Origin of the sequence: Proteus terrae subsp. cibarius (assembly GCF_011045835.1) — a bacterium.
Taxonomy (GTDB): Bacteria; Pseudomonadota; Gammaproteobacteria; order Enterobacterales; family Enterobacteriaceae; genus Proteus; species Proteus cibarius.
Window position 1 is genome coordinate 2,997,746 of record NZ_CP047349.1, and the last position, 24,274, is coordinate 3,022,019.

The 24,274-nt window shown below is 41.7% G+C and carries 17 protein-coding genes, 2 tRNA genes and 3 rRNA genes; 4 read left to right on the forward strand and 18 right to left on the reverse strand.

Annotated elements, in window-relative coordinates:
• Positions 1-2 precede the first annotated feature (2 nt).
• From cysC to cysJ, 7 genes are all read right to left on the reverse strand, one after another.
• Entirely contained in the window at positions 3-617 is a 615-nt protein-coding gene (cysC, locus tag GTH25_RS13845) for an adenylyl-sulfate kinase (protein WP_083629118.1), read from the reverse strand.
• A complete protein-coding gene (gene cysN / locus GTH25_RS13850; RefSeq protein WP_156733981.1) occupies positions 617-2,068 on the reverse strand; it encodes a sulfate adenylyltransferase subunit CysN in 1,452 nt (483 codons plus the stop codon). The genes cysC and cysN overlap by 1 nt, the downstream gene beginning before the upstream one ends.
• An 11-nt stretch (positions 2,069-2,079) precedes the next feature.
• Positions 2,080-2,988 carry a sulfate adenylyltransferase subunit CysD gene (cysD, locus tag GTH25_RS13855; protein ID WP_099660057.1) on the reverse strand — a complete coding sequence of 303 codons (909 nt, stop codon included), beginning with the start codon at positions 2,986-2,988 and terminating at the stop codon, positions 2,080-2,082.
• A gap of 11 nt (positions 2,989-2,999) precedes the next feature.
• Entirely contained in the window at positions 3,000-4,424 is a 1,425-nt protein-coding gene (cysG, locus tag GTH25_RS13860; RefSeq protein ID WP_156733983.1) for a siroheme synthase CysG, read from the reverse strand.
• A gap of 205 nt (positions 4,425-4,629) precedes the next feature.
• The gene (locus tag GTH25_RS13865; RefSeq protein ID WP_075673798.1) at positions 4,630-5,361 is read right to left on the reverse strand and encodes a phosphoadenylyl-sulfate reductase; all 732 of its coding nucleotides are present in this window, start codon (positions 5,359-5,361) and stop codon (positions 4,630-4,632) included.
• Positions 5,358-7,088 carry an assimilatory sulfite reductase (NADPH) hemoprotein subunit gene (gene cysI / locus GTH25_RS13870; RefSeq protein ID WP_075673799.1) on the reverse strand — a complete coding sequence of 577 codons (1,731 nt, stop codon included), beginning with the start codon at positions 7,086-7,088 and terminating at the stop codon, positions 5,358-5,360. The genes GTH25_RS13865 and cysI overlap by 4 nt, the downstream gene beginning before the upstream one ends.
• On the reverse strand, positions 7,089-8,900 hold the full coding sequence (cysJ, locus tag GTH25_RS13875) for an NADPH-dependent assimilatory sulfite reductase flavoprotein subunit (RefSeq protein WP_075673800.1): 1,812 nt from the start codon (positions 8,898-8,900) through the stop codon (positions 7,089-7,091). It lies immediately after the preceding gene.
• A 297-nt stretch (positions 8,901-9,197) separates the two neighbouring features.
• On the opposite strand from cysJ, the gene queD reads away from it, so the two are divergent.
• Positions 9,198-9,563 (forward strand): 6-carboxytetrahydropterin synthase QueD, encoded by a 366-nt coding sequence (gene queD / locus GTH25_RS13880; protein WP_164530180.1) that lies wholly within the window; start codon positions 9,198-9,200, stop codon positions 9,561-9,563.
• 78 nt (positions 9,564-9,641) lie between these two features.
• On the opposite strand, the gene queE is transcribed toward queD, so the two are convergent.
• Positions 9,642-10,313: a 7-carboxy-7-deazaguanine synthase QueE gene (gene queE, locus GTH25_RS13885; RefSeq protein WP_075673802.1), complete on the reverse strand. Its 672-nt coding sequence runs from the start codon at positions 10,311-10,313 to the stop codon at positions 9,642-9,644.
• A gap of 166 nt (positions 10,314-10,479) precedes the next feature.
• On the opposite strand from queE, the gene GTH25_RS13890 reads away from it, so the two are divergent.
• Positions 10,480-11,847 (forward strand): amino acid permease, encoded by a 1,368-nt coding sequence (locus tag GTH25_RS13890; RefSeq protein ID WP_099660055.1) that lies wholly within the window; start codon positions 10,480-10,482, stop codon positions 11,845-11,847.
• Between the two features lie 86 nt (positions 11,848-11,933).
• Here GTH25_RS13890 and GTH25_RS13895 read toward each other — a convergent pair whose 3' ends face one another.
• The 10 genes from GTH25_RS13895 to gmhB form a co-directional block, all read right to left on the reverse strand.
• Positions 11,934-13,115, reverse strand: coding sequence for a methionine gamma-lyase (locus GTH25_RS13895; RefSeq protein ID WP_099660054.1), 1,182 nt, complete (start codon positions 13,113-13,115; stop codon positions 11,934-11,936).
• A 19-nt stretch (positions 13,116-13,134) separates the two neighbouring features.
• The gene (locus GTH25_RS13900; RefSeq protein ID WP_075673805.1) at positions 13,135-13,533 is read right to left on the reverse strand and encodes a hypothetical protein; all 399 of its coding nucleotides are present in this window, start codon (positions 13,531-13,533) and stop codon (positions 13,135-13,137) included.
• Between the two features lie 11 nt (positions 13,534-13,544).
• Positions 13,545-14,738, reverse strand: coding sequence for an NAD(P)/FAD-dependent oxidoreductase (locus GTH25_RS13905; protein ID WP_109401386.1), 1,194 nt, complete (start codon positions 14,736-14,738; stop codon positions 13,545-13,547).
• A 184-nt stretch (positions 14,739-14,922) separates the two neighbouring features.
• A complete protein-coding gene (locus tag GTH25_RS13910; protein ID WP_075673807.1) occupies positions 14,923-15,708 on the reverse strand; it encodes an endonuclease/exonuclease/phosphatase family protein in 786 nt (261 codons plus the stop codon).
• Between the two features lie 215 nt (positions 15,709-15,923).
• Positions 15,924-16,000: transfer RNA gene (locus tag GTH25_RS13915), tRNA-Asp, on the reverse strand.
• Positions 16,001-16,051: 51 nt separating this feature from the next.
• Positions 16,052-16,167: ribosomal RNA gene (rrf, locus tag GTH25_RS13920) — 5S ribosomal RNA — on the reverse strand.
• A 116-nt stretch (positions 16,168-16,283) separates the two neighbouring features.
• Positions 16,284-19,360, reverse strand: a 23S ribosomal RNA gene (locus GTH25_RS13925).
• A gap of 344 nt (positions 19,361-19,704) precedes the next feature.
• Positions 19,705-19,780: transfer RNA gene (locus GTH25_RS13930), tRNA-Glu, on the reverse strand.
• Positions 19,781-19,864: 84 nt separating this feature from the next.
• Positions 19,865-21,407: ribosomal RNA gene (locus GTH25_RS13935) — 16S ribosomal RNA — on the reverse strand.
• The 16S, 23S and 5S rRNA genes sit together here with 2 tRNA genes alongside, the layout of an rRNA operon.
• A gap of 397 nt (positions 21,408-21,804) precedes the next feature.
• Entirely contained in the window at positions 21,805-22,371 is a 567-nt protein-coding gene (gene gmhB, locus GTH25_RS13940) for a D-glycero-beta-D-manno-heptose 1,7-bisphosphate 7-phosphatase (protein WP_075671662.1), read from the reverse strand.
• Positions 22,372-22,563: 192 nt separating this feature from the next.
• Here gmhB and metN point away from each other — a divergent pair, with 192 nt between their 5' ends.
• Complete coding sequence (gene metN / locus GTH25_RS13945; protein WP_075671664.1) at positions 22,564-23,595, forward strand: methionine ABC transporter ATP-binding protein MetN; 1,032 nt, start codon at positions 22,564-22,566, stop codon at positions 23,593-23,595.
• The gene (locus GTH25_RS13950; RefSeq protein WP_023582692.1) at positions 23,588-24,241 is read left to right on the forward strand and encodes a methionine ABC transporter permease MetI; all 654 of its coding nucleotides are present in this window, start codon (positions 23,588-23,590) and stop codon (positions 24,239-24,241) included. The genes metN and GTH25_RS13950 overlap by 8 nt, the downstream gene beginning before the upstream one ends.
• Positions 24,242-24,274 lie beyond the last annotated feature (33 nt).

A 24,274-nucleotide genomic window follows, 5' to 3' on the forward strand; every position in this document is an offset into this window, starting at 1 on the left:
AATTAACAGTAAATTTTTTTTTGCCGTAAGTATGTGATGATTTGTTGGATAAGGGTATTTATAGGAAGTGTGCCGTCTAAATGTAATTCGGGATCAATGGGCCGTTCATAAGGCGAATCGATACCTGAAAATTCCTTTATCTCACCTCGTCTTGCTTTTTGATAAAGTCCTTTCGGATCACGAGCTTCACAAATAGAAAGTGGCGTATCAACGAAGATCTCAATAAATCTTCCTTGCTCAAAACGCTCTCTAACTTGTTGTCTGTCTTTTTGGTAAGGCGAGATAAAAGCCGTTAAGACGATCAGTCCCGCATCTACCATCAATTTAGCCACTTCACCCACACGGCGGATATTTTCGTGCCTATCTTCTGCACTAAATCCAAGATCACGACATAATCCATAACGTAAGTTATCTCCATCTAATAGATAGGTATGGATGAGTGAATACTTTTGTGAGTAATGATAAAGCGCTTGCTCTAGCGCATCAGCAAGCGTGGATTTACCAGAACCAGATAAACCTGTAAACCAAAGCACACATCCTTTGTGTGTTTGTTGTGATTCGCGTTCATTTAATCCAATTTTATGAGGATGCCAAACAATATCGTTGCTTATCACCACTATTTTCCTCCAAGAAGATCTCTTGCTCCCCAATGGGGAAAATGGCGACGGATAAGCTGGTTTAACTCGACTTCAAAAGCATCATATTGTGTCGTAGTTTGTATCGCGTTATCTCTTGTTTCTCGAATAAGTCCAGCACCAACAGTGACATTGCTTAGTCGATCAATAAAAATAAGCCCGCCCATATCGCTATTGATTTGATAGTTATCCAACACTAATGGCTCTTCAAATGAGACTTCAACACTACCTATTGCATTTAAACTTAAGTTATCTGTTACTTGTTGAGTAAGCTTATTCACATCCACTTGATAATGAATATTCTCTATTTTGGCGCGGCTTTTTTTGCCTGCAATCTTAATGTCTAGAGTATGCCCTTGTACTAAAGGTTGCTCTGACATCCACACCACGTCGATTAATGCATGAGTACTAATATTGGTGGTTGTATCGTTATCATCAACGATAATATCCCCACGACTAATATCAATTTCATCCGCCAAAACCAGTGTAATGGCTTGCCCTACTTTGGCTTGTGTTAAATCACCGTCAAAAGTGACAATACGTTTAATCGTTGTCTGTTTTCCTGAAGGTAGTACTTTGATTTGTTGCCCTTGATAAAGCACGCCCGAAGATACCGTACCGCTGTATCCTCTAAAATCTAAATCTGGACGATTCACATATTGCACAGGGAAACGCAGAGGTTGCGCGTCTGAACCTAATTTAACCGGCGCATCTTCCAATAATGAAAGCAACGTTTTTCCTTGATACCAAGGCATATTCAATGAGGGAGAAACCACATTATCACCATCAAGGGCAGAAATAGGAACAAACTCAATGGTTAGATCCGTTGGGAGCTGATCAGCAAAATGAAGATAATCTTGTTGGATCGAGTTAAAAATTGCTTGCTGATAATCCACTAGATCCATTTTATTGATTGCAACGATTAAGTGACGGATCCCAAGGAGTGTACTGATAAAACTGTGTCGCCGTGTTTGTTCTTGTACGCCTTTTCGAGCATCGATCAACAGAATAGAAAGTGAACTTGTTGATGCACCTGTCGCCATATTGCGGGTATATTGAGCATGCCCTGGTGTATCAGCAATAATAAATTTACGCTTTGAAGTTGAAAAATAGCGGTACGCTACATCAATAGTGATCCCTTGTTCTCTTTCTGCCGCCAATCCATCCACCAGCAAAGCAAGATCGAGTTTTTCACCTTGAGTACCGATCTTTTTACTTTCATTTTGTAATGTGGAAAGCTGATCTTCATAGATCTGCCTTGTGTCATGAAGTAAACGCCCTATTAATGTGCTTTTTCCATCATCGACATTGCCACAGGTTAGAAATCGGAGTAATCCTTTATTCTGTTGAGTTTTGAGATAGCGCTCTACACCTCCCTGTTGTGCGATTTCACCTGCGACAAGCTGATTCGTTTTTACGGCTAAAAGTCCCATATTTCCTCCGATTAAAAATAACCTTGGCGTTTTTTCAGTTCCATTGAAGCGGACTGATCACTATCAATTAAACGCCCTTGTCGTTCACTGCTGGTGGAAATCAGCATTTCTTCAATAATGGCGGGGAGTGTTTCTGCTTGAGAAGGGATCGCCCCCGTTAATGGCCAGCATCCCAACGTTCTAAATCTTACTTTTTGCTGTGAGATCACTTCACCAGGTTTTAGATCGATCCTGTCGTCATCTACCATAATTAGAGTGCCATCACGTTCAATAACTGGTCTATTTTTTGCAAAATAGAGCGGAACAATGTCGATATTTTCTAAATAGATATATTGCCAAATATCGAGCTCTGTCCAATTAGATAACGGAAATACACGAATACTTTCACCTTTATTAATCTGTCCGTTATAGTTTTTCCATAATTCAGGGCGTTGATTTTTCGGATCCCAGCGGTGCTTTCTATCTCTAAACGAATAGATACGTTCTTTAGCACGTGATTTTTCTTCGTCACGGCGCGCACCACCAAATGCCGCATCAAACCCATATTTGTCTAAAGCTTGCTTTAACCCTTCGGTTTTCATGATATCTGTGTGTTTTGCACTACCATGAATAAACGGATTGATCCCAAGCTCTACCCCTTGTGGATTTCGATAAACTTTAAGATCAAAGTCATATTCTTTAGCCGTTTTATCTCGAAATTCATACATTTCTCGAAACTTCCAGCCAGTATCAACATGCAACAAAGGAAAAGGTAATTTCGCGGGATAAAACGCCTTGCGAGCTAAATGCAACATCACCGAGGAATCTTTACCTATTGAATAAAGCATGACGGGATTTTCAAATTCAGCGACAACCTCACGCAGAATATAAATACTTTCTGCTTCTAATTGCTGAAGATGGGTTAGCTGTGTTTCATTCATAACAACCTCATTTAGGCAAAATGAACCAAAGGTGAATGGAGTGACGGTAAGGATTGATAAGCGTACCTATCACCAAACCACGCAAGTTGGTGATGTAGTGCAACAACTTCTCCCACAATTAATAAAGCGGGAGTCGGTGCTTTTTCAGCTAACTGCGCTAATTGTGTTAGATCCCCCGTGAAGACTTGCTGATCACGACGAGTGCCACAACTAATCACCGCGATAGGCGTTAATGGAGAACGTCCTAGTTTGATTAAACGCTGGCTAATAAGCTCTGCTTTTGCTGTTCCCATATAAATAGCGAGTGTGTGATTAGCTTGCGCTAACGATGCCCAATCCGGCTCGATCCCATCGGCTTTACAATGCCCTGTCATAAAGGTGACACTTTGAGCATATTGTCGGTGGGTTAATGGGATCCCCGCATAGGCACTCGCTCCGCTCGCTGCAGTGATCCCCGGTATAACTTGAAAAGAGATCCCATGCGCGATAGCAACTTCAATTTCTTCACCACCACGTCCAAAAATAAAGGGGTCACCACCTTTTAATCGAACAACGCGTTTACCAAGTTGCGCATATTTCACGATAAGTGCATTGGTTTCTTCTTGAGAAACACTATGATGTCCCGCTCTTTTACCTACACAAATAGTGTCAGCATCACGGCGAACAAGTTCTAAAACCTCTGGGCTCACTAAACTGTCGTAGAGCACAACTTCAGCTTGTTGAATAACCTGCAAACCACGCAGTGTTAATAGCCCTGCATCACCGGGGCCAGCTCCAACCAATGCAAGTTCGCCTTGTTGGCACTCTTTTTGTTTCAATTGTTGTTCAAGCAGGGCCTCTGCTTGTGCTAATTGATCGCTTGCCACTAAAGAAGCAAATTTACCGCTGAAAGCTTGCTCCCAAAAACGGCAACGAGCTTGAAAAGTCTCTAAGTGCTGTTTCACTTTGTTGCGCCATTTTCCGGCTATTGTCGCCATTGCGCCTAATGAACTTGGCAATAAGGCTTCTAACTTTTCACGGATCATTCGCACTAAAACAGGCGCTTTTCCCGCCGATGAAATGGCAATCAAAATAGGATTTCTATCGATAATGGCAGGAAAAATAAATGAGCATTGAGGTTGTGAATCCACTACATTGACAAAAATATGCCGTGCTTGTGCATCAAGATAAACTTGCTGATTAAGCACACTGTCATCAGTGGCTACAATCACAAGCATCATTCCTAATAGATGTTCAGATTGATACTTTGCTGATACCCATTCAATTTTATCTTGCTGGTAAGCAAGGTGTAATTCATCACACAACTGAGGTGCAATCACTCTTAAGCGAGCGCCAGCTCTTAACAACAGCAAAGCTTTACGCGCAGCAACATGACCACCACCAACCAATAACACTGGGCGTTCTTTTAATTCCACAAATAAGGGTAGGTAATCCATACGCGTATTTCACCTTCGTTGTTCACTTTATAACTAACGACTATAAAAGGTGCTTTAGAGGTTATGAAATGACAAAAAGCTATGTGATGGAACAGAAAGGAATAAGGAAAAACAAAGTGTTTTCAAATAGTTATAATTTTATAAATGACAAAAAGGGCAATAGATAAGCTCTATTCCCCAAATTATTTATTGGCAGATAATGGCGTTATTCGTGTAATCCACACTCACGTTTTAAGCCGAAAAATCGTGTTTCTTCTTCACTCATACCGTCTTCCCATTTTCGGGTTGTGTGAGTATCTCCCACAGAGAGATAGCCTTGTTCCCATAAAGGATGATAAGGTAAGTCGTTATCTTTAAGATATTGATAGATCTGCTTATTATCCCAATCAACGATAGGTAAAAACTTAAATATCCCTTTTGCGATTGACAGCACGGGTAAATGTTCACGACTTTTAGCTTGTTGTCGGCGAAGACCTGCAAACCATGTTTGAGCCTGTAATGTTTTTAACGCTCTTTCCATCGGCTCTACTTTATTTATCTGGTTATAACGTTCAATACCATCAATGCCTTCTAACCAAAGTTTGCCATAGCGCGCTTCTTGCCAAGATGAAGATATTTCAGCTCGATATACCTTCAAGTTAAGTTGTAACTGCAGAGTCAACGTATCAATAAATTGATAGGTTTCAGGAAATAGGTAACCTGTATCAGTCAAAATCACCGGAATTTCAGGATATTGCCGAGTGATTAAATGCAGACATACCGCAGCTTGAATACCAAAACTAGAGCTTAATACATAGGCTTTAGGCAAATGTTCTAAAGCCCAAGTAACCCGTTCAATGGCACTTAATTGCTCTAACTGTTGATTAATCTCGCTCAAAGCATGTGTTTGCTCTTTAACAGGTAACTGTTTTAGCGAAGCAAGCTGAAATAGGCTCATACTGCCTCCTGCACTTCATAAAAATCAATCGCTGAATTCAATACAGGTTTAACAACATCAGTACGGATAAGAAAATCACCGAAACCTTCATTGTTATGACGAGAAATTGCCCATTCACCAATCAGTGGATCCAGTATTGCAATGATTTCTTGCGAGGTAATATTTTCACGATACATTCTAGGAATACGTGTCCCAATGCGATTTCCCCCTAAATGCAAGTTGTAGCGATCAGGAGCTTTACCCACCAGCCCAACTTCTGCCAACATAGCACGACCACAGCCATTCGGGCATCCCGTTACACGCACAACAATATGCTCATCACTCACACCATGTTTTGTCATCAAGTTATCAAGGGTATCGGTGAATGAAGGTAAAAAGCGCTCAGCTTCCGCCATTGCCAATGGGCAAGTTGGGAAAGAAACACACGCCATTGCATGTTCACGCAGTGGTGTAATTTGGCTATTCATCAAACCATATCGACGAGCGATCGCTTCAATATTGGCTTTTTCACTCTCTGGTACACCTGCCACAATTAGGTTTTGATTAGCAGTCAGTCGGAAATCACCCTGATGAATTTTGGCAATTTCTGCCACTCCCGTTTTTAATGGAACATCAGGTGTATCAATCAATCGACCACTTTCAATAAATAAAGTAAGGTGCCATTTATCATCAACACCTTTTAACCAGCCGATTTGATCGCCTCGATGGGTAAATTTATAAGGTCGAATAGCCTCAAAAGTTACTCCAGAACGACGTTCAACCTCTTGTTTAAATGTCTCTACGCCAACACGTTCCAGTGTGTATTTTGTTTTTGCATTTTTACGTTCAGTTCGATTTCCCCAATCACGTTGAGTCGTCACAATAGCTTCTGCAATTGCCAATGTATTCTCAATAGGGATATAACCAAACTCGCTGGCTAAACGAGGAAAGGTATTTTTATCGCCATGTGTCATTGCAAGACCGCCACCTACAAGCACGTTAAAACCAACTAAATGCCCATTCTCAGCAATCGCGATAAAATTCATATCATTAGCATGGAGATCAACATCATTATGAGGCGGGATCACCACCGAGGTTTTAAATTTCCGCGGTAAATAGGTTTCTCCTAAAATAGGCTCTTCATCAGTTGTGGCAACTTTCTCTTTGTCTAACCAAATTTCCGCATAAGCATGGGTGCGAGGTAACAGATGTTCTGATATTTTTTTCGCCCACTCATACGCTTCTTGGTGTAATGAAGATTGCACTGGGTTTGAAGTACATAACACGTTACGGTTAACATCGTTCGCGGTCGCTAAAGCATCCAGACCTGTTGCTACCAGCATTTGATGTGCCGGTTTTACATTGCCTTTTAAAATGCCATGAAATTGAAATGTTTGACGATTGGTAATACGAATACTGCCATAAAGCGTATTTTCAGTCGCAAATTTATCAATGCTAAGCCACTGTTTAGGCGAAATAATGCCTCCGGGCAAACGGCAACGTAACATCATTGCATGACGAGGCTCTAACATTTGTTCCGCACGTTCAGCACGAATATCTCTGTCATCTTGTTGATACATGCCATGAAAGCGGATCAATAGAAAGTTATCGCCTTCAAAACCCCCCGTTAAACCATTTTGTAAGTCTTCTGTAATAGTGCCGCGTAAAAAGTGACTCTCTTTTTTCATGCGTTCACTATCAGCCAGTTTTCCTTCAACCACTAAGGGCGCTTGAGTGTGTGATTTCATTTAATAGACATCCCTCTGATAACGCCGTTCTAGGCGTAGCTCACTTAAGTATTCATCTGCTTCTTCAATATTTTTATTGCCATACTCCATCACAATATCTAACAACGTCTGTTCAACATCTTTTGCCATTCGTGACGCATCGCCACAGACATAAAGATAAGCGCCTTGTTGTAACCATTGCCAAATCTCACTACCACGTTCACGTAATTTATCTTGTACATAAATTTTATGCGCTTGATCTCGTGACCATGCTAAATCGATATGAGTTAGCAGACCGCTTTTGACATAACGTTGCCATTCTACTTGATAGAGAAAATCTTCTACAAAATGAGGATTACCAAAAAATAACCAGTTTTTACCTGTTGCTACGTCATTTTCGCGCTGTTGCATAAAACCTCGAAAAGGTGCAATACCTGTGCCTGGGCCAATCATAATGATGGGGGCGGTGTTATCTTCAGGTAGGCGAAAATGCGCATTTTTTTCGATAAAAACATTGATACTATCGCCTTCTTTCAAGCTATCCGCTAAAAAGCCAGAAGCCCCACCGGTATAAGCGCGAGAGTTAACGTCGTAACGCACAACCCCTAAAGTAAGGTGTACTTCGTCTTCGACTTCTTGTTGTGACGATGCAATAGAGTAAAGACGAGGAGTCAGTGGACGTAAAATATCAACAAAATCTTGTGCTGTAGGTTGAGCACAATATTGGCGTACCATCTCATTAATAGGATGTTTGTCTGCATATTGCTGAAGTTTGGTTTTATCAGCCACTAATGACAATAGATCTTCATGACGCGTCAATTGGGCGTAGGCTTTTACGATAGGTGCACTATTTTGGGTTAGCTCACAATGGTGCAGTAACGCTTCTTTTAAGGTGAATGTTTGAGATTTTAACGTGACAGGTTCATCCCCCTTTAGCCACAACAAAGTAATAAGTTCATCAACTTTTTCAGGTGAGTTATTAAACCAAACGCCCAGTGCATCGCCTGGTTGATATTGCAAATTAGAACCTTCAAGGCTGATTTCAATATGGCGAATATCTCTATCTGAATTTCTGCCTGTAATTTTTTGATTAGTCAGTAATGTGGCAGTAAAAGGGGCATCTCGATGATAAATAGATGACTCAATCGTATCTGTCGTACCTGACTGTGTTTGTTGTAAGACTTGCGTAGTTTGTGTCGGAACTTTTGCCTTTAAGATCTCTGTAAGCTGTTCTATCCATTCAGCCGCAATGGCTTGATATTCAACATCAGCATCAACTCTTGGTAATAAGCGTGTTGCACCTAGTTGTGCAATTCGCTCATCAAAGTCTTTTCCTGCCTTACAAAAATGCTCATACGATGTATCACCTAAGCTAAATACAGCATAAGACGTTTCTTTCATTTCAGTCGCTTTTTTAGAATTCAGATATTTATAAAAAGCGATTGCTTCTTCAGGAGGGTCACCTTCACCTTGCGTAGATGCAATGATGATCAAGGTTGTTGTTTTATGGATCTGCTTAAACTTGTATTCACCTGCGGAATATAGTTCTACATTTAATTTGTGAGCAATCAGATTATCTCGTAACTGTTCGGCAAGATGACGCGCATTACCCGTTTGAGAAGCAGAGATCAATGTAATGGTTTCCTGCTCAGGTACGTGTACTGAGGTAACCACTGTCGATGCCGATACAACAGAAGGATCAAGCTGCCCCCACAAATAGCCAGATAACCATGCAATCTGCGCTGTTGAGAGATCTTTTGTTGCATCCTGTAATTTATTCAATTGTTCCTGTGTTAATGGAAGCATTGATAATAATGGAGGTTGATTGCTCATTTATCTAGCCTTAAAAAGCGAAGCACTTATTTGTGCTTTATTGTTCTTTGATAATATTTCTAATATTGAGAGGGTATCCCACGACTAGAAGATGAATTAAAGACCTGTTGGCTCTATCTAATAACCTTAAATGCTAAATTTATTTATCGGTTTCCTTTACCAATATAATTAATAAGCAAAAAGGAACATAACAAGTCATTAAGATTAAGGGAGATTAGGCGTGATACGCTAAATCGGCTACACTGGTAGACTTCGTACTATTTGTGTCTTTTTTTTACTAATTAAGTCAAGAGAGTTTTGATGACAACCACCATCTTTAAAGATTTTCAATTTGAAGCAGCCCATCATTTGCCACATGTTCCTAAAGGCCACAAATGTGGACGTCTTCATGGGCACTCATTTCTTGTTAGATTAGAGCTAACAGGTGAAGTTGATGCACATTCAGGTTGGCTTATTGATTTTGCTGATGTGAAAGCCGCATTTAAACCTACTCTTGAGCGTCTAGATCACTACTATCTTAATGAAATTGAAGGCCTAGAAAATCCGACCAGCGAAGTGCTGGCAAAATGGATTTGGCAACAAGTAAAACCGTCATTGCCATTATTATCTGCGGTGATGGTGAAAGAGACGTGTACAGCAGGATGTATTTACCGCGGTGAGTAAATCGGGTTTAACATTAAACCGTTATCACCTAAAAGAAAATCAGCCTTTATTGGCTGATTTCTTATATTAAAAACGCGATCACGCAATATTTAAATATTTATGTGTTTGCATTGAGAAACGCCAATTACGCTCTATGCAGGTTTTAATACATAGTGCCGTCGCACTCTCTTTACAACTAATAGGTTGTAAAGCAACAACAGGTACAGGGTGCTCTGTGCGTAATGTCAGTAAGGCATCCAACGCTTCAATATCTTTTTCACGTCCAACAGGATGTTTTATCTCATTAGCACGATTGATTGCGCTAGTTAATACCTTAAAGCCCCCTTTCATGCCCACTTTTGGGGAAAGTGTCACCCATGTCTTCTCACTACATAAAATATCGTGAGTACCACTGGTTTCTATCTGACAGGAAAAACCTGCTTGCTCAAGCCCTTCTGTTAAAGGGCGTAAATCATATAAGCAAGGCTCGCCTCCTGTAATAACCACGTGTTTTGCACTATAACTTTGTTGTTGGAAAAGTGATAAAATCTGAGTAACGCTGGCTTCTCCCCAAGCATCGCTTTCTTGCGTTTTAATAGGAATATCACCAAGAGGAACTTTTTTTTGGTCTTCTTTTTCCCAAGTATGTTTGGTATCACACCAACTACAACCTACAGGACAACCCTGTAATCGAACAAAAAGTGCAGGAACGCCAGTAAAAACACCTTCACCCTGTAAGGTTTGAAACACTTCATTAATGGGGTATTGCATAAGAAACTCTGATATCCAATGAATGCTGATGATTATTACAGATAACTATCTCACCGTAAGAGGCTTTATGATAAGGTACATGGTTTGTTTTGAATAGCTAACGTGCGAGAAGACACTGAAAAAGAGGATAGAGATCCTCCATTGGACAGAGATGGGAATACTTTAGATGCAAAAAGAGAATCAACTTTCACGAGGATTATCAGGGCGGCACATTCGTTTCATGGCGCTAGGCTCTGCAATCGGTACAGGTTTATTTTATGGCTCTGCGGCTGCCATTGAGAAAGCGGGTCCAGCTGTATTGCTTGCTTACCTTATTGGTGGTGCAGCAGTATTTATGGTTATGCGTGCATTAGGGGAAATGGCAGTTCATCATCCTGTTGCGGGCTCTTTTTCACAATATGCAAGCCATTATATGGGGCCTTTAGCTGGCTTCTTAACGGGCTGGAACTACGTTTTTGAAATGCTGATTGTCTGTTTAGCTGACGTCACGGCATTTGGTTTCTATATGAAACTCTGGTTCCCAGATGTTGATCAATGGATATGGGTATTAGGGATAGTTTGTTTTATTGGCGCATTAAACCTTTGCCATGTGAAGATATTTGGTGAAATGGAATTTTGGCTTTCTATTGTTAAAGTAACTGCAATTATCGCCATGATAATTGGTGGTGTTGTCATTATGATGTATGGCTTTGGGCAACAAACTGAACACCCTATTGGTATTTCTAACTTATGGGAGTTTGGTGGCTTTATGCCAAATGGTATTGAAGGGGTTATCGCCTCACTTGCCATTGTCATGTTTGCGTTTGGTGGAATTGAAGTGATTGGTATTACTGCCAGTGAAGCTAAAGATCCTGAAAAAACCATTCCTAAAGCTATTAATGCCGTACCGTTTCGTATCTTATTATTCTATGTACTGACAATTTTCATTCTAATGTGTATTTTCCCTTGGCAACAAATCGGCCATAACGGTAGCCCATTTGTACAGATTTTCTCAAATCTAGGGATCAATTCAGCAGCAAATATCTTAAACCTTGTGGTTATCACGGCCGCAATCTCTGCGATTAACAGTGATATCTTTGGTGCTGGTCGAATGATGTACGGAATGGCTCAAGAAGGACAAGCACCAAAATCCTTTATGAAGCTCACTCGTAATGGTGTGCCTTGGATGACTGTGCTAGTGATGTCTGTTGTCTTGTTACTGGGCGTAGTACTTAACTACCTAATCCCAGAGCAAATCTTCGTTTTAATCGCCTCTATTGCGACATTTGCAACAGTTTGGGTATGGTTAATGATTTTACTTTCTCAAGTCGCGATGCGTCGTAAGATGAGCGCAGATGAAGTGAAAACACTGAAATTCCCAGTACCACTATGGCCTGTTGCTCCAGCACTGACTATCGTCTTTATGGCGTTTGTTATCGCAATCTTAGGCTATTTTGAGTCAACCAGAATGGCATTGATTGTCGGTATGGTATGGGTAGCTATTTTAACTATTGGTTACTATGTAGGTATCAAACCAAGAATGAACCAGAAATAAATCATATTTCTGAGTCAACAATTCTGAGTTAAACAATAAAGGCTGTGGATTAATTCACAGCCTTTTTCTTTATTATGCGATCTTCACTAAGCCAGTGCTTGTTTTAAATCAGCAATTAAATCATTCACATCTTCAAGACCAATTGATAATCGAATTAAACCATCACTAATACCATGCCTTTGTCGTTCTTCTGCACTATAAGTAGCATGGGTCATTGTGGCGGGATGTTGAGCTAAAGACTCACAGTCTCCTAAACTTACCGCTCGACTAAAGAGATTTAAGCGATTCAAAAACTCTCGGCCTGCTTTTATTCCTCCCTTTAACTCAATGGCGATCATACCTCCAGCTAAACGCATTTGACGCTTAGCAAGTTCGTATTGAGGAAATGAAACTAGCCCAGGATAATAAATAGTTTCGACTTTAGGATTATCTTCAAGATATTGTGCAATACGCTGTGCATTTTGGCAGATCTGTTCCATTCTTATGCCTAACGTTTTTATGCCTCGTAAAATTAATGAAGCATCATGAGGGGACAGACAAGCACCAGTCATATCCTTTAAACCTTCAACTCGTATTTTATCTGCTAGGGCATGTGTAGTAATAATTGCACCTGCTGTTACATCACCATGACCTGATAAATATTTAGTCATAGAATGCACTACAATATCAGCGCCAAGCCCTAAAGGTTGCTGTAAATAAGGCGAGCAATAAGTGCTATCTACCATGACTAATATATTATGCTGATGCGCAATTTCTGATATTTTTGCGATATCACTCACTCGCATATTAGGATTAGCCGGAGTCTCAAAGAAAATAAGTTTTGTTTTCTCCGTGATCGCCTCTTTTAATTTTTCGAGGTTAGTTAAATCAACATGCTTTATTTTAACGCCGAATTTAGCGAGCCCATGATTGAAAAACGTAAAAGTACAGCCATAAACTGTCATATCAGCAATAAGTTCATCACCAGGTTTAAGCAATGACCAACAACTAGAAGTAATTGCTCCTATACCAGATGAAAATACAACAGCACCTTCACCATTTTCTAATTGAGCTAAACGCTTTTCTAATAACTCTAATGTAGGGTTTGAGATCCGAGAATAAAAATGCCCTTTTTGTTTTCCTGAAAAACAATCAGCACCATATTGTGCAGTTGGAAAAACAAAAGTAGATGTTTGAAAAACAGGAGGCACTAATGCACCCTGAGAATCTAATGGAGAATAACCATAATGTATTGCTTGAGTATTAAAATGTTTATTACTTTGCGTCATTATATCTCCCAAATATTAATTAATTTTCTATTCGTTTGTTATTTTCCCCGATAATCTGAACTGTTCTTAGAATAATTGAAATTCCTTTAAGGGTATCAGGGTTTCTTAATAATGCAAAAGTTGAACCTAATGTATATTTTTTATCTTGATAAATAGATTCTTTCTTTGCCATATTATAAGCAGCACTTAATTCCCAAACTGGAATTAATGTTTCTTCAAATGCAACCGAAAGTTTTTCAACTGTTGCATTATCCATAATATCTATTGAATCTGATATTAAAGATAATAAATCGACGATATTATCAAACCGTTTTAATGCCAATAATGGTCTTGCTTTTTCTAATAAATGTTGAAGATGTAATTTATCTTCATCAGATAAAAGTTGAATATCTGCTGGGCTTAAATTATTTTCACTCATTATTGTATCCCCTATAATAATCCTCTAACGGTTGCCCAATATAAGCCTCGGTTATAACTATTACGCAATAACCCCCCCAACTTTGTTGGTGGTGTAGGAATTACGTCATGTTTATAGTCATACTGTAATGGCATACCTGCAGATAATCCCATTTGTGCGACAGCTTGCACTCGACCATCATAAATTGCAGCAGGATAACCATAGCGAAGCTCACCACAGATATTATTTGCAATCACACCAGCTTGGTTATGGCAACTACCACCGGCTTTACTAATCGGTAAATCAACCGTATCACCAAGAACATACACTTGATTTAACCCATAAACTTGCAATGTTTCAGGATCAGTAGGTAACCAGCCTTCACCATTATTATGTTCACTTAAGCCTGTGTTACGGATCGCCTCAACCGCAGTAATTGGCGGTGTGCTCATAAGGATATCAAACGGCTCTGCCTCACCCTCTTTTGAATAAGCGATTTTCTTATCAGGATCAACATGGCTTAACGTAAAGCCTCGTTTAGCTTTAATATCTCGCTCAGAGAATACTGCTGGAAGAACTTCACAAACTTCTTGTTGCATAAACAGACAGTTTCTTAGTAGTTGAGCAACTGTAGGATAGGTATAAACAATCTCAATATTATTCCTCACCCGACGTTGGCGAAGAAGTTCATCCAGCATCAATGTAGTCTCCATAGGAGCAATACCACATTGATGAGGCACATTAGGTGTTTCAGGGAAACTAACAGTAATAAACACTCTACCTTTTTCAATTTTAGCTAATTTATCAGCGAGTGTTCTAGCTGCTTCATATTGGTAGAAATGATTTCCTGCTTCTTTTAAGCCTTCAATTCTATGAGGACTAGGAACACAACCTGTTGCTAATACTAAAAAATCATAGTTATATTTTTTATTAGACTCGCAATAAATAACTTTATTATTAAAGTCAAAACGTTCTGCTTTATCGATAACAAATTCAATTTCAGGTCTTAATAAACTTCTTTCTGATCGCATTAGTTCTTCTTTTAAAAAAAGATTAAATGCAATATACATAAATGCAGGTTTGTAATAATGGTTAGGATTATCTGAAATAAGCGTTATTTTGATTTTATTTGAAAATATTTCGTCATTTAATTTTTTAGCTAGGATATTAGCAAGAATAGTTCCGCCTGTACCGCCGCCAATAATAACTATATTTTTTGTTGGCATTTTATTTCCTATACTCAGTGACATTAGATAGACAGGAAAATTATAGTAAAAGTTATTAACATAACAAATATATTAAATAGATAGATAAAGCACTCATGAAATAACATATCTAATCAATAGATAATATAATCACATTAAATTCAAATATTAAAACTTTAATATTAACTAATATTATAATCACTCACTAATAAAATGTCGCAATTAAAGGATGATGATCAGATGCATCTGTGATTAATACTTCAGCTTTATTCAATGATAATCCGCGATAAAAAATATAATCCAAGGGTTTACCAAAGGCTTTTGTACGCCAATCGTTATCAAAAATAACTTCTTTAAGTTTTAATGTTCTCGCAAAACGTTTTAATACATTGACTCTTGGGCGACTCCACGCATTAAAATCACCTGCTAAAATAACAGGCCCTTTATGATGCATGATGTGAACAAATAAATTACTTAACTGACGCTGATAAACATCAACACCAAAACTAAAATTAATCGCATGAACATTAATGACCATTAAATGATCACCCGTAATTAGCGGATATACCGTAATTAATGCTGATTTCGGTAGTCTTAAAAAGGGCTCTTTCTCCCTGAGAGGACAACAATAGATAGGATGAGAACTTGATAATGTCATCACACCTGCAGGGTGTTGTTGAAAAGCCAAGGCAGGAACTTGATCTGCAATTAAATGATGAGTGCCAGCAAAGCGGACAAGCTCTGGTGTGGTTTGCGCTTCTTGTAACAAAAGCAAATGTGTATCTGTTGAAAGCGTTTCTAACATATTACGCCAATTGGGTCGCTGCTGTTTATAAATATTCCAAACCGCAATTTTTAGAGAGCCTTCTGTATAAAGAGGCATTCCAATAGGCAGAGTATCCTCTCTTTCACTTAGAGGCAGGCTAGGCTCAATCCTTTCAACAGGTTGACCTGCCACAAAACGCACTGAATAAGTCGGTTTTTTCGCCATTAGTAGCCTCAGACAAACAGCAAGATTTCTTGCTATAACTGAAGTATACCAAAGGCAAGCTTCGCTCTCACCCTTTTAAAGGACACAATAATCAACAAAGTAATTATTTTTATACATAATAGTTATATTTACTTAAAAATTTCTGATTAATTTTTGGTTTATTCTAATTTTTAAGCAAAAAAAACCTAAGTCGTTAGACTTAGGTTTCTTAATATTGGCGGAACGGACGGGACTCGAACCCGCGACCCCCTGCGTGACAGGCAGGTATTCTAACCAACTGAACTACCGCTCCGCGTATTCTTTGCACGATTAATGTTATTTAAACACTAACGCTTTAATTGATGCCTGGCAGTTCCCTACTCTCACATGGGGAGGCCCCACACTACCATCGGCGCTACAACGTTTCACTTCTGAGTTCGGCATGGATTCAGGTGGGTCCGCTGCGCTATGGCCGCCAAGCAAATTCTGTTTAATCACCCGTTACTTCGATTTCTCTTCGTAACCAGCAATGTTCAATCTTAAACAAGCCTACTTCATCTACTGTCGTCTCTCAGACAAAACACCTTCGGTGTTGTCAGGTTAAGCCTCACGGTTCATTAGTACTGGTTAGCTCAACGTATCGCTACGCTTACACACCCAGCCTATCAACGTCTTAGTCTTAAACGTTCCTTTAGGTCACTCTAGGTGACAGGGAAGACTCATCTCGAGGCAAGTTTCCCGCTTAGATGCTTTCAGCGGTTATCTCTTCCGCACTTAGCTACCGGGCAATGCCATTGGCATGACAACCCGAACACCAGTGGTGCGTTCACTCCGGTCCTCTCGTACTAGGAGCAACCCCTCTCAATCTTCCAACGCCCACGGCAGATAGGGACCGAACTGTCTCACGACGTTCTAAACCCAGCTCGCGTACCACTTTAAATGGCGAACAGCCATACCCTTGGGACCTACTTCAGCCCCAGGATGTGATGAGCCGACATCGAGGTGCCAAACACCGCCGTCGATATGAACTCTTGGGCGGTATCAGCCTGTTATCCCCGGAGTACCTTTTATCCGTTGAGCGATGGCCCTTCCATTCAGAACCACCGGATCACTAAGACCTACTTTCGTACCTGCTCGAGCCGTCACTCTCACAGTCAAGCTGGCTTATGCCTTTGCACTAACCGCATGATGTCCGACCATGCTTAGCCAACCTTCGTGCTCCTCCGTTACTCTTTAGGAGGAGACCGCCCCAGTCAAACTACCCACCAGACACGGTCCCCGATCCAGATTATGGACCTAGGTTAGAACATCAAACGTTAAAGGGTGGTATTTCAAGGTTGACTCCATGCAGACTGGCGTCCACACTTCATAGTCTCCCACCTATCCTACACATCAAGGCTCAATGTTCAGTGTCAAGCTATAGTAAAGGTTCACGGGGTCTTTCCGTCTTGCCGCGGGTACACTGCATCTTCACAGCGAGTTCAATTTCACTGAGTCTCGGGTGGAGACAGCCTGGCCATCATTACGCCATTCGTGCAGGTCGGAACTTACCCGACAAGGAATTTCGCTACCTTAGGACCGTTATAGTTACGGCCGCCGTTTACTGGGGCTTCGATCAAGAGCTTCTCCCTAAGGATAACCCCATCAATTAACCTTCCAGCACCGGGCAGGCGTCACACCGTATACGTCCACTTTCGTGTTTGCACAGTGCTGTGTTTTTAATAAACAGTTGCAGCCAGCTGGTATCTTCGACTGGCTTCGGCTCCGTCCGCAAGGGACTTCACTTACCGCCAGCGTGCCTTCTCCCGAAGTTACGGCACCATTTTGCCTAGTTCCTTCACCCGAGTTCTCTCAAGCGCCTGAGTATTCTCTACCTGACCACCTGTGTCGGTTTGGGGTACGATTGTTGGTAACCTGAAGCTTAGAGGCTTTTCCTGGAAGCAGGGCATCAATTGCTTCACCACCTTAGTGGTTCGTCATCACACCTCAGCATTAAGTGACCGGATTTGCCTAATCACTCTGCCTACATGCTTGAACCGGGACGACCGTCGCCCGGACAACCTAGCCTTCTCCGTTCCCCCATCGCAGTTACCACCAGTACGGGAATATTAACCCGTTTCCCATCGACTACGCTTTTCAGCCTCGCCTTAGGGGTCGACTCACCCTGCCCCGATTAACGTTGGACAGGAACCCTTGGTCTTCCGGCGTGCGGGTTTTTCACCCGCATTATCGTTACTTATGTCAGCATTCGCACTTCTGATACCTCCAGCATACCTCACAGTACACCTTCGCAGGCTTACAGAACGCTCCCCTACCCAACAACACTTAGTGTTGCTGCCGCAGCTTCGGTGCATGGTTTAGCCCCGTTACATCTTCCGCGCGGGCCGACTCGACCAGTGAGCTATTACGCTTTCTTTAAATGATGGCTGCTTCTAAGCCAACATCCTGGCTGTCTGAGCCTTCCCACTTCGTTTCCCACTTAACCATGACTTTGGGACCTTAGCTGGCGGTCTGGGTTGTTTCCCTCTTCACGACGGACGTTAGCACCCGCCGTGTGTCTCCCGTGATAACATTCTTCGGTATTCGCAGTTTGCATCGAGTTGGTAAGTCGGGATGACCCCCTAGTCGAAACAGTGCTCTACCCCCGAAGATGAATTCACGAGGCGCTACCTAAATAGCTTTCGGGGAGAACCAGCTATCTCCCGGTTTGATTGGCCTTTCACCCCCATCCACAAGTCATCCGCTAATTTTTCAACATTAGTCGGTTCGGTCCTCCAGTTAGTGTTACCCAACCTTCAACCTGCCCATGGATAGATCACCGGGTTTCGGGTCTATACCCTGCAACTCATTCGCCCAGTTAAGACTCGGTTTCCCTACGGCTCCCCTATACGGTTAACCTTGCTACAGAATATAAGTCGCTGACCCATTATACAAAAGGTACGCAGTCACCCCATCCTCAAATGTCCCGCTTGCTTTTACTGTCAAACTGGCTCGATTTTTTAACTTCCGTTGCTCGTGTACTTCTATGTACACTGCGCGACGGCTTGAAAAAATCAATCCACTTTGTAGGTAAACGCTGCGCTGTTTTCGAGTGGTTTGTCCAATCACTCAGTGCGAGGCACTTGAGTGATGGGGCTCCTACTGCTTGTACGTACACGGTTTCAGGTTCTTTTTCACTCCCCTCGCCGGGGTTCTTTTCGCCTTTCCCTCACGGTACTGGTTCACTATCGGTCAATCAGGAGTATTTAGCCTTGGAGGATGGTCCCCCCATATTCAGACAGGATAACACGTGTCCCGCCCTACTCGTCGAGTTCACAATAACAGCATCTTCGGATACGGGGCTATCACCCTTTACTGCCGGACTTTCCAGACCGTTCTCCTGATGCTGCTATTGATTAAGACTCTGGGCTGTTCCCCGTTCGCTCGCCGCTACTAGGGGAATCTCGGTTGATTTCTTTTCCTCGGGGTACTGAGATGTTTCAGTTCTCCCGGTTCGCTTCATTAACCTATGTATTCAGTTAATGATAATATCCATTGGATATTGGGTTTCCCCATTCGGAAATCGTCGGGTATAACGGTTCATATCACCTTACCGACGCTTATCGCAGATTAGCACGTCCTTCATCGCCTCTGATTGCCTAGGCATCCACCGTGTACGCTTATTCGCTTAACCTCACAACCCGAAGATGTCTTCTAAAACGGATTGCTACGCTTCATGATTTCGACGTTGGGCAGTGCTCGCAATGCTCACATACTTTAAGTATGCTCCGCTTGCTGTGCGCTGTCCGCCTTGAAATCATTTTGCTCGCATATCCTTTCTGAAGAGTATTTTCAGATTTGAGATTTTGAGAGACTCATCAATATACCTCGGTGATATATTGATTTGTTTTCAATTTTTCAGCTTGTTCCAGATTGTTAAAGAGCATAATAGGTAAAATAACTCATCGAATTATCTTAACTATTCTCTGACTTGCATCAGACTATAGTGTGGTACGCCTTTCACTCATACCGCGCAATTGGCGTCCCCTAGGGGATTCGAACCCCTGTTACCGCCGTGAAAGGGCGGTGTCCTAGGCCTCTAGACGAAGGGGACTTCAGTCAGCTTCGCAGACGCGCTTTTGCTCGTTCTTCATCAGACAATCTGTGTGAGCACTGCACATAACACGTATCTCTTAGGTAAGGAGGTGATCCAACCGCAGGTTCCCCTACGGTTACCTTGTTACGACTTCACCCCAGTCATGAATCACAAAGTGGTAAGCGCCCTCCCGAAGGTTAAGCTACCTACTTCTTTTGCAACCCACTCCCATGGTGTGACGGGCGGTGTGTACAAGGCCCGGGAACGTATTCACCGTAGCATTCTGATCTACGATTACTAGCGATTCCGACTTCATGGAGTCGAGTTGCAGACTCCAATCCGGACTACGACAGACTTTATGAGTTCCGCTTGCTCTCGCGAGGTCGCTTCTCTTTGTATCTGCCATTGTAGCACGTGTGTAGCCCTACTCGTAAGGGCCATGATGACTTGACGTCATCCCCACCTTCCTCCGGTTTATCACCGGCAGTCTCCTTTGAGTTCCCGCCATCACGCGCTGGCAACAAAGGATAAGGGTTGCGCTCGTTGCGGGACTTAACCCAACATTTCACAACACGAGCTGACGACAGCCATGCAGCACCTGTCTCAGCGTTCCCGAAGGCACTCCTCTATCTCTAAAGGATTCGCTGGATGTCAAGAGTAGGTAAGGTTCTTCGCGTTGCATCGAATTAAACCACATGCTCCACCGCTTGTGCGGGCCCCCGTCAATTCATTTGAGTTTTAACCTTGCGGCCGTACTCCCCAGGCGGTCGATTTAACGCGTTAGCTCCAGAAGCCACGGTTCAAGACCACAACCTCTAAATCGACATCGTTTACAGCGTGGACTACCAGGGTATCTAATCCTGTTTGCTCCCCACGCTTTCGCACCTGAGCGTCAGTCTTTGTCCAGGGGGCCGCCTTCGCCACCGGTATTCCTCCACATCTCTACGCATTTCACCGCTACACGTGGAATTCTACCCCCCTCTACAAGACTCTAGCCAACCAGTTTCAGATGCAATTCCCAAGTTAAGCTCGGGGCTTTCACATCTGACTTAATTGACCGCCTGCGTGCGCTTTACGCCCAGTAATTCCGATTAACGCTTGCACCCTCCGTATTACCGCGGCTGCTGGCACGGAGTTAGCCGGTGCTTCTTCTGCGGGTAACGTCAATTGCTAAGAGTATTAATCTTAACACCTTCCTCCCCGCTGAAAGTACTTTACAACCCTAAGGCCTTCTTCATACACGCGGCATGGCTGCATCAGGCTTGCGCCCATTGTGCAATATTCCCCACTGCTGCCTCCCGTAGGAGTCTGGGCCGTGTCTCAGTCCCAGTGTGGCTGATCATCCTCTCAGACCAGCTAGAGATCGTCGCCTAGGTGAGCCTTTACCCCACCTACTAGCTAATCCCATATGGGTTCATCCGATAGCGCAAGGTCCGAAGAGCCCCTGCTTTGGTCCGTAGACGTCATGCGGTATTAGCCACCGTTTCCAGTAGTTATCCCCCTCTATCGGGCAGATCCCCATACATTACTCACCCGTCCGCCGCTCGTCAGCAAGAAAGCAAGCTTTCTCCTGTTACCGCTCGACTTGCATGTGTTAGGCCTGCCGCCAGCGTTCAATCTGAGCCATGATCAAACTCTTCAATTAAAAGTGTTTGATGCTCAAAGAAATCGAAAACTTAGCTATTCATAAATGAATTTACTTTTGTTGTTCACTCTTCAAGACTTGATACATCTAATATTTTAGAAGATATCGTCTCTGCGAGTGCCCACACAGATTGTCTGATAATTTGTTAAAGAGCAGTGCAACATTCGCTGCCGTTTCCGGTCTTCTGCGTTATTGCGAGGAGGTGCATTCTACATCTTCCTCATTCAGTGTCAAGCGTTTATTTTCAAGGCTTTCCACTTTTTTTTCTTCGTTCTCTCAGTCAGTTCGCTTAGCGCCCTGTGCCGTGACAACGAGGACGCATTATAGGGAGTTTTCTGAGGCTGGCAATAGTTTTTTTAAAAAAAATATTCGTTTGTTGGTAAATTAAACGAAGTGCCTATTTTTTGTAGCTTTTTAGCCATTTTGGCAAGTCTGCAAGGCTATCGAGAACAAAATCTGCGCACTGTTGTGCCTCTTCAGTTATCTCTTTTCCTGTGCGAACAAGAATTTTATGACCCACTCCCGCAGCTTTTGCTGCCAACATATCTTCTTTTTTATCACCTACCATATAAGAAGAAGCCATATCGATGTTTAATTGTGCTTTTGCATCCATAAACATACCTGAGGCTGGTTTGCGACAATCACACGCTTTCTTATATTCTTCTATAGTGGCATCAGGATGATGAGGACAATAATAGATACCATCTAAATCAACACCTCTATCAGCCAAAGACCAATCCATCCACTCTGTTAGGTGTAAAAATTGATCTTCACTATAGTAGCCACGACCAATACCCGATTGATTAGTCACTAGTACCAAGGCATATCCCATAGCTTTTAATTCAGCCATTGCCTCAATGACGCCATCGATAAACTCAAAGTTATCACTTTCAGACACATAACCATGGTCTATATTTATAGTTCCATCGCGATCTAAGAAAATCGCAGAAATCCCCTTGCTCACAACATTACTCCATTTAGAAATTTTTATTAGTATCGCATGTTTTTTCTTATATAGAGAATGATATCCACGGCTTTCTTTCTTTATTACTCTTCAACTCTTTTTTATTGACTTAGCCATCTAGACGCCTTAACATCTATTTTAACTCGGGCAGAATAGTCTTTATGTCCCATATCTACTTATATAAAGAAAAACATGATTAAACTGACGAATATAAACAAAGTGTTTAAGCAGGGAGAGCGTTCTATACAAGCGCTATCAAACATTAACCTGCATGTGCCTCAAGGGCAGATTTTTGGTGTTATCGGATCGTCAGGAGCGGGTAAAAGTACACTTATACGTTGTGTGAATATGTTAGAAAAACCAACTTCAGGTGAAGTGCTTGTTGATGGTCGTGATCTAACAAAGTTATCTGATAAAGAGTTAACAAAAGCACGTCGTGGTATTGGCATGATTTTCCAACATTTCAACTTACTGTCTTCTCGTACAGTGTTTGATAATGTAGCGCTACCCTTAGAACTTGATAATACGCCTCGTGCTGAAATTAATAAGCGTGTTAATGAATTACTTGAATTAGTCGGTTTGTCAGATAAAAAAGAGTATTACCCAGCAAATTTATCTGGCGGACAAAAGCAACGTGTTGCAATTGCACGCGCACTAGCAAATTCACCAAATGTTTTATTGTGTGATGAAGCAACTAGCGCGCTTGATCCAGCTACAACACGCTCTATTTTAGCATTATTAAAAGACATTAACCGTCGTTTAGGCCTCACCATTTTATTAATTACTCATGAAATGGATGTTGTAAAACGCATTTGTGATCAAGTTGCAGTAATAAGTGGTGGTGAATTAGTTGAAAGTGATGCCGTGAGTGAAGTTTTCTCTCATCCAAAAACACCAGTTTCTCAGGCGTTTATCCAATCAACACTACAATTAGATATTCCTGAAGATTACAAAGAACGAATGAAACCAGAGTGGGAAGAAGGTTTATTCCCATTATTGAAACTTGAATTTAATGGTCAATCAGTTGATGCACCATTAATGTCCATCGTTGCACGTCGTTTTGACGCAGATATTAATATCTTAAGTTCACAAATGGACTATGCCGGTGGAGTGAAGTTTGGCGTGATGTTAGCTGAATTACACGGTAAGAATGGTAATACTGAAAAGTCGATTGCATTTTTAGAAGAGCATCATGTGAAAGTAGAGGTTCTCGGTTATGTCTGAAGGAATGGTTTATTTATTAATTAGTGGGATCTGGGAAACCTTAGTCATGACCTTCGTTTCAGGCTTCTTTGGTTTTGTTATCGGGCTACCACTTGGTGTTTTACTTTATGTCACACGTCCTGAACAAATTATGGCAAACCCACCTGCCTATCGTGTTATCTCAGCACTTGTGAATATTTTTAGGGCTATCCCTTTTATTATCTTACTTGTATGGATGATCCCTTTTACTCGTTTGGTTGTAGGAACATCTATTGGCTTACAAGCAGCTATCGTGCCATTAACTGTTGCAGCAGCACCTTTTATTGCTCGTATGGTCGAAAATACGCTATTGGAAATCCCACAAGGATTAATTGAAGCATCTCGTTCTATGGGTGCAACACCAATGCAAATTATTAAGAAAATTTTATTACCAGAATCTTTACCAGGCTTGATTAACGCTGCAACTATTACACTGATTACATTAGTAGGTTACTCAGCAATGGGTGGTGCCGTTGGTGCAGGTGGTTTAGGTCAAATAGGCTATCAATATGGTTACGTTGGCTATAATGCAACTGTAATGAATATTGTGATTGTTCTACTCGTTATTCTTGTTTTTATCATTCAGTTTTTCGGCGATCGCTTAGTGAAGCTGACAACACATAAATAATTAAATTAAAGGTTTCAATTATTAAATCGAAAC

Bases quoted from the DNA above. Each gene is read 5' to 3' on its own strand.
- cysN (WP_156733981.1), bottom strand. From the start codon at position 2,068: ATGGGACTTTTAGCCGTAAAAACGAATCAGCTTGTCGCAGGTGAAATC.
- cysD (WP_099660057.1), bottom strand. From the start codon at position 2,988: ATGAATGAAACACAGCTAACCCATCTTCAGCAATTAGAAGCAGAAAGT.
- cysG (WP_156733983.1), bottom strand. From the start codon at position 4,424: ATGGATTACCTACCCTTATTTGTGGAATTAAAAGAACGCCCAGTGTTA.
- GTH25_RS13865 (WP_075673798.1), bottom strand. From the start codon at position 5,361: ATGAGCCTATTTCAGCTTGCTTCGCTAAAACAGTTACCTGTTAAAGAG.
- cysI (WP_075673799.1), bottom strand. From the start codon at position 7,088: ATGAAATCACACACTCAAGCGCCCTTAGTGGTTGAAGGAAAACTGGCT.
- cysJ (WP_075673800.1), bottom strand. From the start codon at position 8,900: ATGAGCAATCAACCTCCATTATTATCAATGCTTCCATTAACACAGGAA.
- queE (WP_075673802.1), bottom strand. From the start codon at position 10,313: ATGCAATACCCCATTAATGAAGTGTTTCAAACCTTACAGGGTGAAGGT.
- GTH25_RS13890 (WP_099660055.1), top strand. From the start codon at position 10,480: ATGCAAAAAGAGAATCAACTTTCACGAGGATTATCAGGGCGGCACATT.
- GTH25_RS13895 (WP_099660054.1), bottom strand. From the start codon at position 13,115: ATGACGCAAAGTAATAAACATTTTAATACTCAAGCAATACATTATGGT.
- GTH25_RS13900 (WP_075673805.1), bottom strand. From the start codon at position 13,533: ATGAGTGAAAATAATTTAAGCCCAGCAGATATTCAACTTTTATCTGAT.
- GTH25_RS13905 (WP_109401386.1), bottom strand. From the start codon at position 14,738: ATGCCAACAAAAAATATAGTTATTATTGGCGGCGGTACAGGCGGAACT.
- GTH25_RS13910 (WP_075673807.1), bottom strand. From the start codon at position 15,708: ATGGCGAAAAAACCGACTTATTCAGTGCGTTTTGTGGCAGGTCAACCT.
- metN (WP_075671664.1), top strand. From the start codon at position 22,564: ATGATTAAACTGACGAATATAAACAAAGTGTTTAAGCAGGGAGAGCGT.
- GTH25_RS13950 (WP_023582692.1), top strand. From the start codon at position 23,588: ATGTCTGAAGGAATGGTTTATTTATTAATTAGTGGGATCTGGGAAACC.